Here is a 16,608-nt window from a genome sequence, read left to right as displayed (position 1 = left end):
GGGCTCGTGCGCACACGCGGGATCTCACCAGCAGCTGCACGGCGACGTGATCAGCTCCCGCGTCGTGGTGCCCCGGCCCGTTCATCCGCGGCATCGACGCCACCCCATGCGACGATGGCACCCACCAGGGATCGCTCCCCCGTCGGCGAAGTCGTCCGCGGAGTCCCCGAGCCGCAAGAGGCGGTTGCGATAGTTGGGGGCTGCAGGTAAGAAGGCCATGTTCGCCTGGGCGGTCTCCCGGGCGGTGGCGGGGTCCGTCATCGAGCACGACCTCTGCTAGAGAATGGGCCTCTCCCATGGCCTCGCGGGCGCTGATCCAAGAGGCTACGACTCCTCTCGACAGCGTGAGGCGATGCGACCCATCGACGGCCTCCTCATCGACATCGACGGCGTGCTGGTCGTCACCTGGGAACCGATCGCCGGTGCCGCCGAAGCCCTCGGACGGCTCCGGGCAGCACAGGTCCCGATCCGGTTCGCGACCAACACCACGAGCCGGACCCGGCCCCAGATCGCCGACGCCCTCACCGACGCGGGCATGCCCGTGGAACCTGACGAGATCCTGACCGCCACCGTCGCCACCGCCTCCTACCTGCGCGCCCACCATCCCGGCGCCCGCTGCCTGGTGCTCAACGAGGGCGCTCCGTTGGTGGCGATGCACCGCAACCTCGTCTGGCAGACGAGCGACGGGCTGGCGCTCGACACCGGCTTCTACGTGACCGCGATCGAACAGGCCGCCGGGGTGGAAGCCGCCGGGGTCGGCGTCAGCTCCGTTTGAGCGCGTTCCACGGTCCTCCGTCGGACCGTGGTTCCTTCGGGAGGCCGAGCACCCGCTCGCCGACGATGTTGCGTTGTACCTGTGAGGTGCCGGCATAGATCGTTCCGGGGCGAGCACCGTAGAGGCCGCGCACGGCAGCGGCCGACGACATCTTGCCGCCGGAGAACGCCTGGATCGACGAACCACCCGTGTCGCCGGTGGGAACCATGGCCTCGGCGCCGAGTATGTCGACCGCGAGCTCGGTCACGAGCTTGTGGTACTCGCTCCAGAACAGCTTGATGATCGATGCCGCGGCACCGGGTTGATCGCCCGTGAGCGCCTTGGTGAGCGACTGCATCCCCAGGTAGCGCATGATCTCGACCTGGGTGTGGGCCCATGCGAGACGCTGGCGGATCACCGCGTCGCTGTCGAGGCCTCGGTCACGGGCCAGATCGATGATGGCGTCGAGCTCGGCTCGGTAGCCGATGGCGAGCACCGTCGAACGCCCACCCCGCTCGAACCCGAGCAGGGTGTTGGCAACGGTCCACCCGTTGTTGACCTCACCGACCACGTTCTCCTTGGCCGTGCGGGCATCGGTGAAGAACACCTCGTTGAACAGCGCCTCACCGGTCATCTCGCGGATGGGCCGCACCTCGATGCCCGGCTGGTCCATCGGCACGAGCAGGAACGAGATGCCCGCATGCTTCGTCGCCGTGGGGTCGGTGCGGGCGAGGACGAAGATCCAGTTGGCGGTATGTCCCGACGAGGTCCAGATCTTCTGGCCGTTGATCACCCATTCGTCGCCGTCGAGCTCGGCCCTGGTGGCGATGTTGGCGAGGTCGGACCCGGCGTCGGGCTCGGAGTAGCCCTGGCACCAACGGTCCTCCCCCGAGATGATCCGGGGCAGGAAGTGCTGCTTCTGCTCCTCGGTACCCCAGACGATGATGGTCGGACCGACCATACCGATGCCGAACCCGTCGTTGCCGGTCTGGGTGGGAACGCCCGCCTTGGCGAACTCCTCGGAGAGAACGACCTGTTCGATCGGTGAGAGACCAGCGCCGCCGTACTCGGTGGGCCACGCCACCGCGAGGAGGCCCGCCTGCGCCAGCCGGCCGCGCCACTCCTCGAGCCAGGTCTCGCGCTCGCCCTCGGGCAGGGCACCGACGCCCTGCCAGCCGTCGGGCAGGTGCTCGGCGAGAAAGCCGCGGATCTTCTCGCGGTAGGTCTCCGCTTCGGCGGAGTAGGTCGGATCCATGTCGTGTGCCCCCCTGGTGCGGTGTCCCGCCGCAGGGTGAGCCTACCCGATGCTCAGAAGTAGATGATCTGCTCGGCGCGCTCGACGACGTCGTCGATCGGGTCCGTCCATGCACCGGTCGACATGTACTTCCAACCGCCGTCGGCGACGACGAAGACGATGACCCCCGAGTCGACCTTCTCGGCCACCTTGGCCGCTCCTGCGAGTGCGGCACCGGCGGAGATGCCGGCGAAGATGCTGGCCTCCTCGGCCAGCCGGCGGGTCCACTCGATCGACTCGCGGGGCCGCACGATGCGCTTGCCGTCGAGCAGGTCCTGGCCGCCCCACTTGTCGTACACCGGTGGGATGTAGCCCTCCTCGAGGTTGCGAAGACCCTCGACCCGCTCCCCGACCGGCGGCTCGACCGCCATGATCTTGATGTCGGGGTTCTGCTCCTTGAGGTAGGTGCCGACGCCCATGAGGGTGCCGCTGGTGCCGAGGCCGGACACGAAGTGGGTGATGTCGGGGACGTCGCGCCAGATCTCGGGACCGGTGGTGTCGTAGTGGGCCTGGGGGTTGGCGCTGTTGGCGTACTGGTAGAGGAACGCCCACTCGGGGTGCTCGTCGGCGAGCTGCTGCGCGTGACGCACCGCGCCGTTCGACCCCTCGGCACCCGGCGTGGTGATGATCTCGGCACCGAAGATCTCGAGCAGCTGGCGGCGTTCGATCGACACGTTCTCGGGCATCACGATGGTGATCGGGTAGCCCTTGAGGCGGGCGATGGCCGCCATGGCGATGCCGGTGTTGCCCGACGACGGTTCGATCAGCCGCTTGCCGGGGGTGAGGGTGCCGTCGCTCTCAGCCTCGGCGATGAGGGACTTGGCCACCCGATCCTTGACCGAACCGAACGGGTTCTGGCCCTCGAGCTTGGCGAGGATCCGCACACCGGGAGTGGGGCTGAGTTGGCTCACCTCGACCATCGGTGTGTTGCCGATGAGGTCGAGCACCGAGCTGTGCACGGACACGGGCGGACTCCCTCCCACCAGACCGGCGGGGATTGTCGATAGAACAAGTAGGGATTCTACCGAGGGAGCGCCACGAACGCCTCACCTCGTCGTCCAACCCTGCGACCGGCGCGCCCCTACACTCGGATCGATGTCGAGCGAGCGCCGCCTCATGGTCGAGGCACTCCCCAACTACGAGGTCGGCGAAGAGATAGGCCGCGGCGGGTGGGGGGTCGTGCTCGAGGCATCGCACCGGTCCCTCGAGCGCCGGGTGGCGATCAAGGCGCTCCCGCGCGCGTTCGGCGCCGACCCCGAGGTTCGGTCGCGCTTTCTGGCCGAGGCTCGCGTGGTGGCCTCGCTCGATCACCCCCACATCGTCCCGCTCTATGACTTCGTCGAGCACGAGGGCGTGTGTCTGCTGGTCATGGAGCTCATGCCCGGAGGCACGCTGTGGGACCGCTTCTCCGACGGCGAGCTCTCCCCCGAGCAGTGCTGCGCGGTGTCGGTCGCCGTGCTCACCGGCCTGGCCCACGCCCACAGCCAGGACATCCTGCACCGCGACGTGAAACCCGAGAACGTGCTGTTCAACAGTGCCGGCGTTCCCAAGCTGGCCGACTTCGGCATCGCCAAGGTCGTCGGTGATGCGTCCTCCAACCGCACCGCCACCGGGGTGGTCATGGGCACCCCCGCCTACATGGCCCCCGAGCAGGGCTCGGGCCGTCCGCTCGGGCCCGGCACCGACGTGTACGCAGTGGGGGCCATGCTCTACGAGCTGCTCAGCGGCCGCCTGCCGTTCGAGTCGACCGGCGACGCGCTCTCACAGCTCTACCGCCACGTCCACGAGCGGCCACGACCGGTGCGCGACATCGAGGCGGCCGTGCCCGAACCGGTCGCCGACGTGGTGATGCGCGCGCTCGAGAAGGAACCCGCCGATCGCTACGAGACCGCAGCCGACTTCGCCCGGGCGCTCGACGCCGCCGCCTCCGATGGCTACGGCCCCGATTGGCTCGAGCGGTGCAACGTGCCGGTCCTGGCCGCCCGCACGACCCTGGGCGGCAGAAGCGGCCCGGCCCCGCCCCCGTCGCGTGAGACCGTGGTCGTCGAGCCACCGGTACGCCAGGCCCCATCGACCCCACCACCGGCTGCACCAGCTCCGCCCCCACCAGCGGCTGATGCTCCTCCGGCTCCGCCACCAGCGTCCCCTCCCACTCCCCCGCCGACGCCGAGCCCAGCACCGGCCCCAGGCCCGGCTCCCGCCAGGCGCTCCGGGGTTCCCGTCGCCGGCATCGTCGCCGGCCTGGCCGTGCTGGTGATCGCCGTGGTGGCCGCTGTCGTGTTGCTCAACAGCGGCGACGACGGCGAGCCGGAGGAGGCGGCATCCACCGAGGTGCCGACCGAGGTGGTCGAGCGGTTCGAAGAGGTCTGTCTGGAGGGTACCGACGCCGAGCTGTGCGAGTGCGCCATCGAGACTGCGCTCGACGAGCTGACCACCGGCGAGTTCCTCGCCGCCGAGCGCACCATCAGCGCCGATGGTGCCTCCCTGACCCCACCCATGGAGGCGGTCTTCCTCGACTGCGAGGCGCGCCTCGACACCTGAGCTACAGGCCTTCGATCCGCAGCCCCCGCTCGCGGATGACCTCGCCGAGCCGGTCGGGCAGCGCCGAGGGCAGCCACTCGCTGGCGCTGAACCCCACCACCTCGGCATCGGGCTCGTGGGCCAGGGCCACTCCTGGCGCCAGCAAGGCGGCGAAGGCCTGACGTTCCTCGTCGTCGAGGTCGGCGACGAACGAACCCAACTTGTCGAGCAGTCGGCTCGCGGGATCGCCGTCGCCTTGGTCGGTGCCGTGTCCGTTGGAATCTTCGCTCACGTTCCCCTTGACCTCTCGTCGACGCGATGGTTACACACCTGCACGGACCGACACCCGTCGCCGCCCCATCTCATGACGCCTCAGTGGGCTCCGGCGTCGAGACCGACGTGGACCCTGCTCGCGTCGAGACAGGTCCGGCAGTCCTTGAGGTGTCGCGCCGCCGCCAGCTCGTCGCTCGCCTCGATCAGCGAGGAGAGCTCCGCACAAGCGAAGGAGCGGGCCGCGGCCGCGATCTCGACGATCAGCGCATCGCGCAGCCGGCGCCGGGCCCGGTGCAACAGCACCTTGGCCGCTCCAGGGGTGACACCGAGCGCGGCGGCCACGTCTTGGGGTCCGAACCCCAGCCACAGCACCATCGAGATGGCCGTGGCGTCGCGTGGCGTGAGCCCGGCCACACAGCCGCGCACCAGCTGCGCCATCTCACGGAGCTCGACCTCGGTGTCGGGATCGGTGCGATCGGTGGTGAGGACCACTCCCTCGCCACCGGATTCCTCGATCGGTTCGTGGTCGGCCCTGGTGTTGAGGCGGCGCACGTCGGTGGCGGCGTTGCGGGCGATCTGCATGAGCCACGGCCGGAAGCGATTCGGGTCGCGGAGCGAGTCGAGCCGGCTCAGCGCCCGGGTGAAGGACTCCTGCACCGCGTCCTCGATGGCGTCGGGATCGGAGCCGATGTGGCCCCGCACGGCGGTGCGCACCGCGCCGGAGTGCCGTTCGAACAACGACGCGTAGGCGACCTGGTCGCCCCGCATGGTTGCCTCCACCAACGCTGCGTCGGTCAGATCGGCCACGGCCGACGATGCTACGACGTTGCCGGACCCGATGTCGGGGTCACCACGACTCTGGTCACCGACGCCGGAGGGCGATGCTGGCCCGGGTGGAGGTGGTGCCGCCACGGGCCAGGGTGCGCCGGCCCGCGGGACGGGGCGCTTCTCGCACGTTGGCGGCGGTGGCCCACAACGCCGTCTTGACCTGGAACGGCCGCAGGTCGGGGTGCTTGGCGCGGATGAGCGTGGCGATGCCGCTGATGTGTGGGGCCGCGTAGGAGTTGCCGGTGGCGTCGATCCGGCTCGCTCCCCGCCAGGCCACCGACACGCCGACACCCGGCGCGAGGAACTCGGTCGGGGGCTCGGGGTTGTGGTGGAACCGGAACGGATCGGTCGACATCGACGACGCCACGCTGGCGACCGAGGCGTACAGCGACGGGAAGCTGGTCTTGGGCAGGTTGTTGGCCGCGGTCACCACCAGCGAGCCCGAGAAGTAGGCCTGGTCGCAGATCTCATAGAACGGCAGCGCCCACTCGCGACGGTTGGTTCCGAGCGACAGGTTGATGACGTCGAAGCGCTGCTCGACCGCCCACGCCAGGCCACGGAGGAACGCCGCCGCTCGACCTCGGAGCCCGGGACCGAGCACCTTCACGCTGGTGATGGTGGCCTCGGGGGCGATGTCGTGGATGATCCCCGCGCAGGCGGTGCCGTGGCCGACCGAGTCGTCGTGGGGACCGGTGATCTCGGTGGTTTCGCCGTCTGGCCCCACCCTGATCTCGATGCCGCCGTCGCGGTCGACGCAGTCGCCGAGGTCGGGGTGATCGGCCTCGATCCCGCTGTCGACCACCGCCACCCGGGCACCCTTGCCGGTCGACCCGCCCCACGCCCAGGCGGGCGACAGGTCCTCCATCGACGACGCCTGATCGAGGCGCAGCACGGTGGAGGTCCGGCCGTAGGCGGGCAGCCGGGGGTCGTCAGTCACGGTCGAGCAGGGCTTGGACCAGGGTGGCGACGGTCGCATAGCGGCCGGGGTCGGCGTCGGCCAGGGTCGTCAGCTCGGCGTGCAGCTCGCTCGGTGACGGGACGCTCTGGGCGGCGAGCGCCTCCTCGAGCACCGTCCCGGCCACGCCGGCGAGCACCGTGGTGCTCTCGACGTCGTCGAAGTCGAATCCACCGTCGCGGTCGGGGTCGAGCAGCTCGAGCACGCCGCTGATGGTGTCCATGCCGAGGCAGGGCACGGTGAGCACGGCCTGGGGCTGCCACCCGAGGGCGACGGCCACGTCGTCGTCGAGGCGCTGGTCGGTCGAGGACGGGCGCAGCGCCACCGGCTGGCCCGAGGCAGCGACGAAGCCGGCGACGCCCTGGCCCATGTCGACCGACACGCCCACCGCCGTTGCCGTACCGTCACCGTCGGCGGCGACCACTGTGAGGACCTCGCCGTCGATCGCGAGCAGCAGGGCCCGGCTGGCACCGGTGGCCTCGCGGGCGGCGCGCAGCACGCTGTTCATGACCGGGTTGGTGACAGAGACGGGCACGGAGGCTCCTCAGTGGTGGCTCAGCCGGCTCGGGGAACCGGCCCCAGCGTACGCCGGATGTCCTCGGCGTCGGGGACGGTGGCCTCGCGGCGACCGGCAGGGGCGACCGGCGCGGCCCCCTGGATGCCGGCGGGCCCGATGGTGGCCCGCAACCGGATGCCGCCGTCGGGTGCCGGCCCGGGGGCGCCGGCACCTTCGAGCGCGGCACCCAGTTCGGGGATCTGGACAGCGAGCGAGGCGAGGTGCTCGTCGTCGAGCACCAGCAGCTTGAGCCGGTCGATGGCCTCCAGCTCGGCACCGCTCTCCTCGCCGAGCAGCGCGGAGACGCCGAACACCTGGCCCGGGCCGAGCTCGACGGTGGCGCTCTCACCACCCTGCGGGGCGGGGACGACCACGCGTCCGCGGCCGTCGCGGATGAGCCACAGGTGCCCGCCTCCCTCGGCGATGCGCTCGCCCGGCGTGGCGTCGCGAGCGGTCATGGCGTCGGCGACGACCGCGAGCTGCTCCTCGGCGAGTCCTGCGAACAGGCTCGTGCGGCTGAGCGCGTCGGCGATGTCGAAGGGTGCTGCGGGTGCCTCGGGAGCGGTTCCGGTCTGCTCGGCCCAGAGGCTCGAGTAGACCCCGCCGAGGGCCAGTAGCTCGGAGTGGGTGCCCTGTTCGGCCAGCTGCCCGTCGACGAGGACGAACACCTGGTCGTAGTCGACGACCGACGCCAACCGGTGGGTCACCGCGACGGTGGTGCGACCCTCGGACAGCTCCTCGAGCGTGGCGGCGATCTGGCGCTCGGTGCGGGGGTCGAGCGCCGAGGTCGCCTCGTCGAGCACCAGGATCGCGGGGTTGCGCACGATCGCCCGGGCGATGGCCACCCGCTGGCGTTGCCCGCCCGAGAGCCGGCCGCCGCGCTCACCCACCAGCGTGTCGTAGCCGTTCGGCAGCTCCATGATCGTGTCGTGGATGGCCGCGGCCCTGGCGGCCTCCTCGATCTCGGCGTCGGTGGCGTCGGGGCGCCCGAGGCGGAGGTTCTCGCGCACGGTGATGTCGAACAGGAAGTTCTCCTGGAACACCACCCCCATCTGAGCGCGCAGCGAGGCCAGCGACACGTTGCGGATGTCGTGGCCGTCGACGGAGATCGAGCCACCGTCCGCGTCGTAGAAGCGCATGAGCAGGTTGAGCACCGAGCTCTTGCCCGCTCCCGAGGGCCCGACGAAGGCGACCTTGGCCCCCGCGGGGATCACACAGCTCAACCCCTCGATCACCGGGGCGCCACCAGCGGTGTAGGAGAAGCTGACGTCGTCGAAGCGGATCTCGCTGGTGATGCGGGGCAACTCGACCGCATCGGGGGCGTCGGGCACGTCGAGCTCGGCCTCGAGGACCTCGTTCACACGGGCCAGCGCGCCGGTGGCCGACTGCAGCTGCTGGCCGACGCCGGTGAGCTGGCCGACCGGGCCGATGACCTCGCCCATGACCCCCATGAAGGCGACCAGGCCACCGATGGTGAGCTGGCCCTCGAAGATCATCCACACACCGAGGCCGAGCACGACGAGGCGCAGCACGGCGACCACACCGTTGACCGAGAGTCCGAAGAAGCCGCCGAAGAGCGCGAGTCGAAGGTTGGAGTCGAACAGCCGCGTGGACGACCGCCCGAAGCGGGCGATCTCGCGGGCCTCGAGGGCGAAGGCCTTCACCACCGGCTGGGCCGAGTAGTTCTCGGACAACACGTTGAGCAGGGCGCCGCTCTGCTCCTGCACCGCCATCGACCGTTTGAGCGCACCGTCGGCCATCCGGGTGTAGATGAAGGCCACCACCGGCACACCGGCGAGCACCACCAGCCCGAGCATGGGCTGGAGGGTGAGCAGCACCGCGGCGGAGACGAGCAGCGACACCAGCTGGAACGCGCCGTCGCGCAGCGCGGCCGAGAACCCGGACTCGACCTCGCCCACATCGGACAGGAACCGCGACAGCACGTCGCCCTGCTCGCGCCGGTGGAACCACCCGGGCGAGAGCCGCTGGAGCCGTTCGAACATGCGGGTGCGCAGGTTGGTGATCACCGAGGTGCTGACGAAGGCCGACAGGTACGAGCGGCGTAGCCCCGCCAGCAGCGACACCGCGAGCACCACGCCGAGGAGCCCGAGCAGGCTGGTGACCTGGCTCCACTCGCCGCTGGGGATGGCGTTGTCGACCAGCTCCCGGAAGACGAAGGGGAACACGGTGGTGAACCCCAGGCCGACCAGCATGTAGACCGCGATCTCGATCTGTTTGGTCCAGTAGGGCCGCATCTCGCGGACGGCCATGGCGAGAAACGCCCGAGGTTGGGCCTTGACCTTCCCCCGGGCCAGCTCGCTCCGCCACTGCTGCTCCATGCGGGCCAGGCCATCGCCGAAGACCTCGCGGGCCGCGTTCTCCCGGCCGCCGGGTCGGGTCTGGGCGAGGAAGCGGAGGAAGGTGACGCGCCCGTCCTTGCCGGCGCGACGGATCATGAAGGCCACGAGGGAGGTGACCATCATCGCCGCGAGGTCGTCGTCGACCATGTCGATCGGGGGCAGCTCGTGGCCGCCGAGCTGCTCGTCGGGATCGACCCCCGCCAGGTGCAGGCCGAACCCGTCGAGGAACAGGCCGAGCTCGTCGCCCGCGGGCAGGCTGGCCCCGAAGAAACGGGCAAGGTAGCGCTCGGGGGTCTCCGGTGAGCGGTCGGAGGTGACCGCCACCCAGATCTCGTTTCGCTCGGGGTCGATGACCGCCCCCGAGGTGACGACCTCGCCCGGTTGGGCGGGATCGGGGAACGGGTCGACCAGACACACCTGGGGGATCACCCCCCACGGCTCCGAGCCAAGGCCCGCCAGGTTCGCCCGGGCGCGGACCAGGTCCTTGGCCACCTGGGGTGCCAAGGTCTCACCCAGGCTGCCCGGGCGATAGCGCACGATCGCGGCGTCGGTGGCGAGGGTGGCCAACTCGTCGAGCGCCGGGCGGTGGGTCGGTGCCGGTGCCGGCGGGGGCTCGGGAGGCGGCTGAGCCGGCGCCGGTGGGGGTGCCGGCTCCGGAGGCGGGGGTGCCGGCGCCGGTGGAGGTGGTGGCGGCGGCGGTGGTGCCGATGCCGGTGCCGGTTCCAGCACCGTGAGCACCGTGGAACCCAGCTCGAGCACGTCGCCGGGCGCCAGCACCGTCGGCGCGTTGAGCGGCCGGCCGTTGACCACGGTGCCGTTGGCCGAGCCGAGATCGGTGGCGATGAGGCCGGCCGGGCTCGGCTCCAACCTCAGGTGATGGCGCGAGACCGCCGGATCGTCGAGGACCCACGCGGCTTCCCGGCCCACCTCGACCGCTGCGTCCAGCGATCGGGTGGACCGGGAACCGTCGGCCGCCCGGACCTCGAGCTCGACGGGTGCGTCAGCCACCCTCGGCTGGTTCCCCGCTCACGATGGAGAAGGTGTACTGAGCCGGTCCCTCGGTGAAGATCAGGCGGTACATCGCGCCCTCCTCGTCCTCGTCGAAGGTGATCTGGGCGTTGGCCCCCGGGTTCACCCGGTCGTTGTCCACCCCACTGCCGTCGGCGTTCTGGAGCTCGACGCGGAACCTCCGACCGGATTCGGCCGAGTTCTCGACGACGAGGGTCCCAGGTGTTCCGGGGTGGGCGAAGGTGTAGAAGTCGGTGCCGTCCTGGTTGCCGATCCGACCGCTCAGCTCCACGCCGACCTCGACTTCGCGGGCATCGGCCAGCTCGCCGGGGGCGTCGCCCTCCTGGCCACCGTCGGCCTGCGGGGTGAGCTCGGGTGTCAACCGGTAGTTCGCGCCACCCTCGTCCACGTAGATCTCGATGAAGCCCGACTGCTCCGCTCCGAACACGTGGGTGAGCGAGTCGTCGGAGGCGGGGTTGGTCCGGTTGCTGTGGAGGCGATCGCCGTCGAGGTACACCTGGAGTCGCACCCGCCGCTCGGACTCTCGGTCGTTCTCGAGGGCGAGGGTGAACACCGCTCCCCCCTCGGGAAGCTCGAGGAGGTAGCCGTCCATGCCGTCCTGGCCGCCGAGGAAGCCCTCGACGGTGCTGCCCGAGGAGACCTCGAAGGCGGTGTCGAACTCGTCGCCGGCGTCGCCACCCTGACCGGCGTCGTCCTGCACCTCCATCTCGATCTCGAAGGTGTAGGCGGCGGGACCCTCGGTGAAGACGAGCTCGAAGGTGGTGCCGCCGTCGTGGTCGAGGACGATGCGCTCCTCGCCGCTGTCACCGGGGTTGGTGCGGAAGCTGGCGAACTCGGAGCCGTCGGCGGAGAGCTGGGTGCGGACACGGCGGACGCTGTCATCGTTGTTGGCGACCCGCAGGAACATCACCGCTCCGTCGGGGGCGTCGAAGGTGTAGCGGGCCTCGGTGCGGTCGTCCTCGATGCTGTCCTCGTACTCGCGGTTGAGCTCGATTTCGCCGTCGACCTGGCGCTCCTCGGTGGCAGGCCGGTCGACCGGCTCGCCGTCGGACTCGCCGCTGCTGCCGGCGGGCCGGTTGAACAGCTCACCGGTCTCGACATCGCGAAGGTCGAAGCTGTCGAGCTCGGAGGGAGCGTCGTCGACCACGGCGACCTCGGGCGGCTCGAAGGCGGGCCACTCGTCTCCCTCGTACTCCTCCTCGCCCTCGATCGCTTCGGGCTGACGCAGCGGCGCACCGCTGTAGCAGTTGACCCGGGGCACGCCGTGGCGGTCGACGAGCACCGCGGTGCCCCGCTGCAGGATCGACTGGCGGGGTGTGGCGTCGCCGTCGCGGAACCCGTGGTTGACCACGCGGGTGTCCGATCCCAGGTTCACCGGAGTGAGATCGTCGATGTAGGGGGCGATATCCGCCGGATCGATCTCGAGGACATCGGCCCAGGCCTGGGCCTTGTCCTCCTCGGCCGCGAGCAGACCGGCCAGCTGGCCGGCGTCACAGGAGCCCTCGTTGAGCGTGCCTCCGTAGAGGCCGGGCACCGATCCGTCGACCGAGCGGTATCCGACCTCGGTCGTCTCGTCATCGGTCTCGTCGTCGGTCTCGGGGGCACCCTCGTCGGTCTCGTCGTCGGCTCCCTCGTCCTCGTCGACGGCATCGGGCTCCTCGCCGCTGTCGTCGGCTCCGCGCTCGGCGAAGTCGAGGAGGCTGCCGCTGGGTTCTGGTGCGATGGAGGCGAAGAAGGGGTTCGAGCCCGTGGAGCCGATCGACTCGAGCGTCACCGTGCTCGCCGACGCCTCGTCGTCACTGAGCTGGGTGACGACCACGAAGGCCGCGGCGACCAGGGCGAGAACCACGACGATGCCGACGATGATCTTGGTGCTGTTTCCACCACCGCCTCCGCCGGCGGCAGGTTGTCCGCCGGTCGGTGCGGGTGGCGGTCCGGGAGGTGGGGCCGCCGGGGGTGGAGCTGCCGGTGGCGGCGCGGCCGCGGGTGGTGGTGCGGCCGGGGCAGGCGGCACCTGGGGAGCGGGGGGCACCGACGGCGCCGGTGGCGGGGCGGCTTCGGGTGCCGGCTGGTCCGGTGCCGGCTGGTCCGGTGCCGGCTGCTCGGGTGCCGGCTGCTCGGGTGCCGCCGGCTCCTGGGGAGGTGTTGCCTCCGCGGCCGGCTGGTCCTGCGCCGGCTGGTTCGGCTGGTCCTGTGCCGCCGAGCCCTGGTAGTCGGGGTGCTGCTCGGGGGCATACCACTTGTCGTCCGAGGCTTTCCACCATCCTGGCCCCTGGGGGGTGTCGCTCACTGCTGGTTCCTTCCTCCGATGGTCTACCCACGTTCGGGCATCCAAGACGGTTTGATCACCCGATGGTTACACACCGAGTCGAGCGGTTGAACCTGGTCAGCGCCGAACGGGGACGATCGCCTCCTCGGTGATCTCCTCGCCGACGATCCGGTAGCTGCGGGTGCTCGGCGCCTCGTCGCGAAGCGACACGATCACGAAGTGCCACGCCGGGTCGAGCCACTCGGCTTGGGCGACGTCGGTCGGTGACGGGTAGGCGGTGGTGTGGGTGTGGGAGTGCATCACCCCGATGAGCGCCAGGCCCTCGGCTTCGGCTGCTCGCTCGGCCTTCATCTGCTCGAGGCCGTCGATCGTGTACAGCTTGCTCGATTCGGCCGCGTTGCGCGTCGGGACGAAGCGCAGCACCTCGTCGCGCTCGGCCCGGCCCACCAACAGACCACACGCCTCGTCGGGGAGTCCGTCATAGGCATGGCCGACCATCTGGTTGATCACTGCGACCGGGACGTGGAGCATGGCGGCGAGGCTAGCGGTGAGTACCCTCGTCCCGTGCCTGCACCCGAACAGTCCACCAGGGACAAGAGCTCCGGCAAGAAGGTGGTGGCGACCAATCGCCGCGCCCGCCACGAGTACGACGTCCTCGACACCATCGAGGCTGGTCTCGTGCTGCGGGGCAGCGAGGTGAAGTCGCTGCGCGACGCAAAGGTGCAGCTGGCCGACGGGTTCGCTCGCGTCGCCAAGGGAGAGGCGTGGCTGCACCAGGTGCACATCAGCCCGTGGCTCAGCGCCGGGCTCTACGGCCGACCCGACCCCGATCGGGTACGAAAGCTGCTCCTGCACAAGTCCGAGATCGAGCGCCTGGGTTCGCGGTTGGACCAGGAGCCGAGCCTCACCCTCGTCCCGCTGTCGATCTACTTCAGCGACGGCAACGCCAAGGTCGAGCTGGGCATCGCCCGGGGCCGAAAGCAGTACGACAAGCGGCAGGTGCTCGCCAAGCGCGACGCCGACCTCGAGGCGAAGCGAGCGATGAGAGCCGGTCGCGCCCGCCGCTCCTGACCCCGTTCAGCGACGGCGGAGGATCCTCCACAGCACCACCAGCACCGCGGAGGCCCAGCATCTGGCCGCCGAAGCCGACGTCGGCAGGGGCACCGGACCCCTTGCTGGTGCCATCGATCTGGTAGACCTCGCCGAGGACGCGACTCACCGCCCACTCTCACCCAGGCGGGTCGGCTTCGCCGTCTCCATCGTCGTCTCCATCGGCGCTGCTGTCTGTCTTGCTGCCGCGGCCACTTCGTCGTCGTTTCTGGCGGGCTTTGTCGGTGCGGCGGCGGCCGGGGTGGTGTGCGGGGCAGCGGGGTTCGCCGTTGGCTTGGGTGGTGGGCCCGGCGGGCCAGGCCTCGATGTGGTGGACGTCGCAGCGTTCGGCGGGCACCTCGCAGGTGTTGTGCACGCATTGGGGTTGGCAGATCTGTACGGCTCGGCGGGTGCCACCGACAAAGAACCGTGCCTGTTCGCCGAGGTCGACCAGCCGCGACGGGGTGTCGAACACGGCCCGTTCGATGTCGGCTTCGCTCAACAGGGGCAGGACCTCACCGGGGGTGAGGACCTGGCCGGTGGAGAGCTCACACACCCGACCCGCCAGGGTGTCGTGGTCGATGTGCACGGTGATCAACGGCACCGGTTTGCGGGCACCGGCGGGGGTCGCGGCGGAACGCCGGGCCATCTCGACCAGGGCGTCGTGGCGACGTTGGGCATCGCTGCGGGCCAGATCGGCCTTGGTGGCGTCGGCCCCGAGACGGTCGCGGGCCTCGGCCCAATCGGTCTCCCACAGTTCTTGTTCGATCCGCGCCAACGCTTCGGCGAAGACGGCGTGGGCGACCGGGTCGAGATCGACCTCGAGATGGCCCATCCCGTCCAACCCAGTGGTGAGTCGGGCCCGGCGGGCCTCGTAACGGGCCCGGGCCTGGTCCTCGACCTCATCAGGCGCCGCGCACTGACACCAATAGTCGACCACCTTGGCGAAATCGTCGAAACCCAACACCTGGGCCTGGGCCACCAGCCACGCCTCGTCATCACCGGCAAACACCTCGGGGTTGATCCGCTGGGCCCGAGCCAACAACCGCACATGACGCGCCGACAACTCCCCCGCCTCGTGGGCAGCCGCGGTCCCGGGCATGTCCCGCAACGCCCGAGCCCGCCCGAACACGCCCTTGGTCTCGGCCCGATCACGACCCGCGGCCCGACCCAACCACGCCGACGCGGACTTGGACCCGTCCTCGGCCCAGACCCGCGACGCCTCCACCCGGCCCGCCACCGCCGCGGTGACCGCATCGAGCTTGGAACCCGCCCCCATCAACCCCACCAACACCTCCGCCGCCGACCCCGGATCGACCAGAGCCCAGTCGACCCCAGCCAACCCGTCGAGCACCTCCCCCAGTTGTCGCACCAGCACCGCCGGATGTTCGCTCATGCACCCCACAATACCGGCTCGAACACCTGTTCGCAACCACAACCACCGAAAAATGCTGGAAGCTATCGACATGCCTGGGTGATGAAGACCGGTGACGGGCTCGACAGCGTCGTGAGAGTGAGGTGAAAGCGCGAGGGCTGATGATCCCCGGGCACCGCAACGACGACGAGAAGGAGTCAGGCATGCACATCGATGAGGAGAAGGTCGAGCAGTTCGTGGGACAGGTCGTCGGCGACCTGGGCGCGACGGTCTCGAGCGCGCTCACCTACCTCGGACATCAGCTCGGTCTGTACCGGGCGATGGCCGAGGCCGGACCCCTGACTCCAGCAGAGCTGGCCCAGCGGACCGGCACCCACGAGCGGTACGTGCGCGAGTGGCTCGACAACCAGGCGGCTGGGGGCTACGTCGCCTACGACCCGGCCAGTGGAACCTACGAGCTGCCGCCCGAGCACGCGATGGTGCTGGCGGAGGAGAGCAGCCCGGTCCACATGGCGCCGGCGTGGAAGCAGATGGCCGCGATCTGGGCGGTGGAACCCAAGCTCGAGGCCGCGTTCCAGTCCGGCGACGGTGTGGGGTGGCACGAACACGACCCGAGGCTGTTCGGCGCCACCGAGGCGTTCTTCAAGCCCGCCTACCGGGCCAATCTCGTCGACGAGTGGATCCCGGCGCTGGACGGGATGCAGGACAAGCTGACCGCGGGCGCGCAGGTGGCCGACATCGGCTGCGGGCACGGCGCCTCCTCGATCCTGCTCGCCGAGGCCTTCCCCAACACCACCGTGGCCGGGTTCGACTACCACGATGCCTCGATCGAGGCCGCCCGCAGACGCGCCACCGAGGCCGGGCTCGATGACGATCGGGTGAGCTTCGAGGTCGCCGCGGCCGACGAGTACCCGTTGCCCGACCGCGGTGGATACGACCTCATCTGCTTCTTCGACGCGCTTCACGACTTCGGCGATCCGGTCGGGGCGGCGACCCACGCCCGCAAGACCCTCGCCGACGACGGCACGGTCATGCTCGTCGAGATCCGCTCCGAGGACCGCACCGAGGACAACCTCGGGCCCTTCGGCCGCCTCGCCTACGGCATGTCCACCTTCGTGTGCACGCCGAACTCGCTGGCCCAGGACGTCGGATACGCGCTGGGTGGCCAGGCCGGTCCCTCCGCCATCCGCGAGGTCTTCGAACGGGCCGGCTTCACGCGGTTCCGCAAGGTCGCGGAGGCACCGGTCCACCAGGTGCTCGAGGTTCGCCCGTAGGAACCTGCCGTTTGCGTGCGTCATCGGCCCCG

14 protein-coding genes are annotated in these 16,608 nt (G+C 70.4%); 4 read left to right on the top strand and 10 right to left on the bottom strand.

Annotation, left to right across the window (positions count from 1 at the left end; translation table 11 throughout):
• The first annotated feature begins 352 nt into the window (after nucleotides 1-352).
• Nucleotides 353-775, top strand: a complete 423-nt coding sequence (locus U5K29_09315; GenBank protein ID MDZ7678740.1) for a hypothetical protein — start codon at nucleotides 353-355, stop codon at nucleotides 773-775.
• Here U5K29_09315 and U5K29_09310 read toward each other — a convergent pair.
• Both U5K29_09310 and U5K29_09305 read right to left on the bottom strand, forming a co-directional pair.
• On the bottom strand, nucleotides 762-2,009 hold the full coding sequence (locus U5K29_09310) for an acyl-CoA dehydrogenase family protein (protein ID MDZ7678739.1): 1,248 nt from the start codon (nucleotides 2,007-2,009) through the stop codon (nucleotides 762-764). The genes U5K29_09315 and U5K29_09310 overlap by 14 nt on opposite strands.
• 53 nt (nucleotides 2,010-2,062) lie before the next feature.
• The gene (locus U5K29_09305; protein MDZ7678738.1) at nucleotides 2,063-3,013 is read right to left on the bottom strand and encodes a cysteine synthase family protein; all 951 of its coding nucleotides are present in this window, start codon (nucleotides 3,011-3,013) and stop codon (nucleotides 2,063-2,065) included.
• Between the two features lie 130 nt (nucleotides 3,014-3,143).
• Here U5K29_09305 and U5K29_09300 point away from each other — a divergent pair, with 130 nt between their 5' ends.
• Nucleotides 3,144-4,589, top strand: a complete 1,446-nt coding sequence (locus U5K29_09300; GenBank protein ID MDZ7678737.1) for a serine/threonine-protein kinase — start codon at nucleotides 3,144-3,146, stop codon at nucleotides 4,587-4,589.
• A 1-nt stretch (nucleotide 4,590) separates the two neighbouring features.
• On the opposite strand, the gene U5K29_09295 is transcribed toward U5K29_09300, so the two are convergent.
• The 7 genes from U5K29_09295 to U5K29_09265 all read right to left on the bottom strand — a co-directional run bounded on the left by U5K29_09295 (nucleotide 4,591) and on the right by U5K29_09265 (nucleotide 13,369).
• Nucleotides 4,591-4,860 carry a hypothetical protein gene (locus tag U5K29_09295; GenBank protein ID MDZ7678736.1) on the bottom strand — a complete coding sequence of 90 codons (270 nt, stop codon included), beginning with the start codon at nucleotides 4,858-4,860 and terminating at the stop codon, nucleotides 4,591-4,593.
• An 80-nt stretch (nucleotides 4,861-4,940) separates the two neighbouring features.
• Nucleotides 4,941-5,648: a sigma-70 family RNA polymerase sigma factor gene (locus U5K29_09290; GenBank protein MDZ7678735.1), complete on the bottom strand. Its 708-nt coding sequence runs from the start codon at nucleotides 5,646-5,648 to the stop codon at nucleotides 4,941-4,943.
• 55 nt (nucleotides 5,649-5,703) lie between these two features.
• Nucleotides 5,704-6,606 (bottom strand): S8 family serine peptidase, encoded by a 903-nt coding sequence (locus U5K29_09285; GenBank protein MDZ7678734.1) that lies wholly within the window; start codon nucleotides 6,604-6,606, stop codon nucleotides 5,704-5,706.
• The gene (locus U5K29_09280) at nucleotides 6,599-7,159 is read right to left on the bottom strand and encodes a GAF domain-containing protein (GenBank protein ID MDZ7678733.1); all 561 of its coding nucleotides are present in this window, start codon (nucleotides 7,157-7,159) and stop codon (nucleotides 6,599-6,601) included. The genes U5K29_09285 and U5K29_09280 overlap by 8 nt, the downstream gene beginning before the upstream one ends.
• 20 nt (nucleotides 7,160-7,179) lie before the next feature.
• Entirely contained in the window at nucleotides 7,180-10,548 is a 3,369-nt protein-coding gene (locus tag U5K29_09275) for an ABC transporter transmembrane domain-containing protein (protein MDZ7678732.1), read from the bottom strand.
• Nucleotides 10,541-12,859, bottom strand: a complete 2,319-nt coding sequence (locus tag U5K29_09270) for a DUF6777 domain-containing protein (GenBank protein ID MDZ7678731.1) — start codon at nucleotides 12,857-12,859, stop codon at nucleotides 10,541-10,543. The genes U5K29_09275 and U5K29_09270 overlap by 8 nt, the downstream gene beginning before the upstream one ends.
• A gap of 96 nt (nucleotides 12,860-12,955) precedes the next feature.
• Nucleotides 12,956-13,369, bottom strand: a complete 414-nt coding sequence (locus U5K29_09265) for a M67 family metallopeptidase (protein ID MDZ7678730.1) — start codon at nucleotides 13,367-13,369, stop codon at nucleotides 12,956-12,958.
• Nucleotides 13,370-13,402: 33 nt separating this feature from the next.
• Between U5K29_09265 and smpB the strand changes: the two genes are divergently transcribed.
• Entirely contained in the window at nucleotides 13,403-13,909 is a 507-nt protein-coding gene (gene smpB, locus U5K29_09260) for an SsrA-binding protein SmpB (protein ID MDZ7678729.1), read from the top strand.
• Between the two features lie 157 nt (nucleotides 13,910-14,066).
• On the opposite strand, the gene U5K29_09255 is transcribed toward smpB, so the two are convergent.
• Nucleotides 14,067-15,323 carry a DUF222 domain-containing protein gene (locus U5K29_09255; GenBank protein ID MDZ7678728.1) on the bottom strand — a complete coding sequence of 419 codons (1,257 nt, stop codon included), beginning with the start codon at nucleotides 15,321-15,323 and terminating at the stop codon, nucleotides 14,067-14,069.
• 182 nt (nucleotides 15,324-15,505) lie between these two features.
• Here U5K29_09255 and U5K29_09250 point away from each other — a divergent pair, with 182 nt between their 5' ends.
• Complete coding sequence (locus U5K29_09250) at nucleotides 15,506-16,576, top strand: class I SAM-dependent methyltransferase (GenBank protein ID MDZ7678727.1); 1,071 nt, start codon at nucleotides 15,506-15,508, stop codon at nucleotides 16,574-16,576.
• Nucleotides 16,577-16,608: the final 32 nt, after the last annotated feature.

It is taken from the genome of Acidimicrobiales bacterium (assembly GCA_034521975.1).
Taxonomy (GTDB): domain Bacteria; phylum Actinomycetota; class Acidimicrobiia; order Acidimicrobiales; family SKKL01; genus SKKL01.
This window is presented reverse-complemented; position numbering and strand designations above follow the sequence as displayed.

Coding starts and splice junctions, on each gene's coding strand:
- U5K29_09255 (MDZ7678728.1), bottom strand. CDS start 15,323: ATGAGCGAACATCCGGCGGTGCTGGTGCGACAACTGGGGGAGGTGCTC.
- U5K29_09310 (MDZ7678739.1), bottom strand. CDS start 2,009: ATGGATCCGACCTACTCCGCCGAAGCGGAGACCTACCGCGAGAAGATC.
- U5K29_09315 (MDZ7678740.1), top strand. CDS start 353: ATGCGACCCATCGACGGCCTCCTCATCGACATCGACGGCGTGCTGGTC.
- U5K29_09265 (MDZ7678730.1), bottom strand. CDS start 13,369: ATGCTCCACGTCCCGGTCGCAGTGATCAACCAGATGGTCGGCCATGCC.
- U5K29_09300 (MDZ7678737.1), top strand. CDS start 3,144: ATGTCGAGCGAGCGCCGCCTCATGGTCGAGGCACTCCCCAACTACGAG.
- U5K29_09250 (MDZ7678727.1), top strand. CDS start 15,506: ATGCACATCGATGAGGAGAAGGTCGAGCAGTTCGTGGGACAGGTCGTC.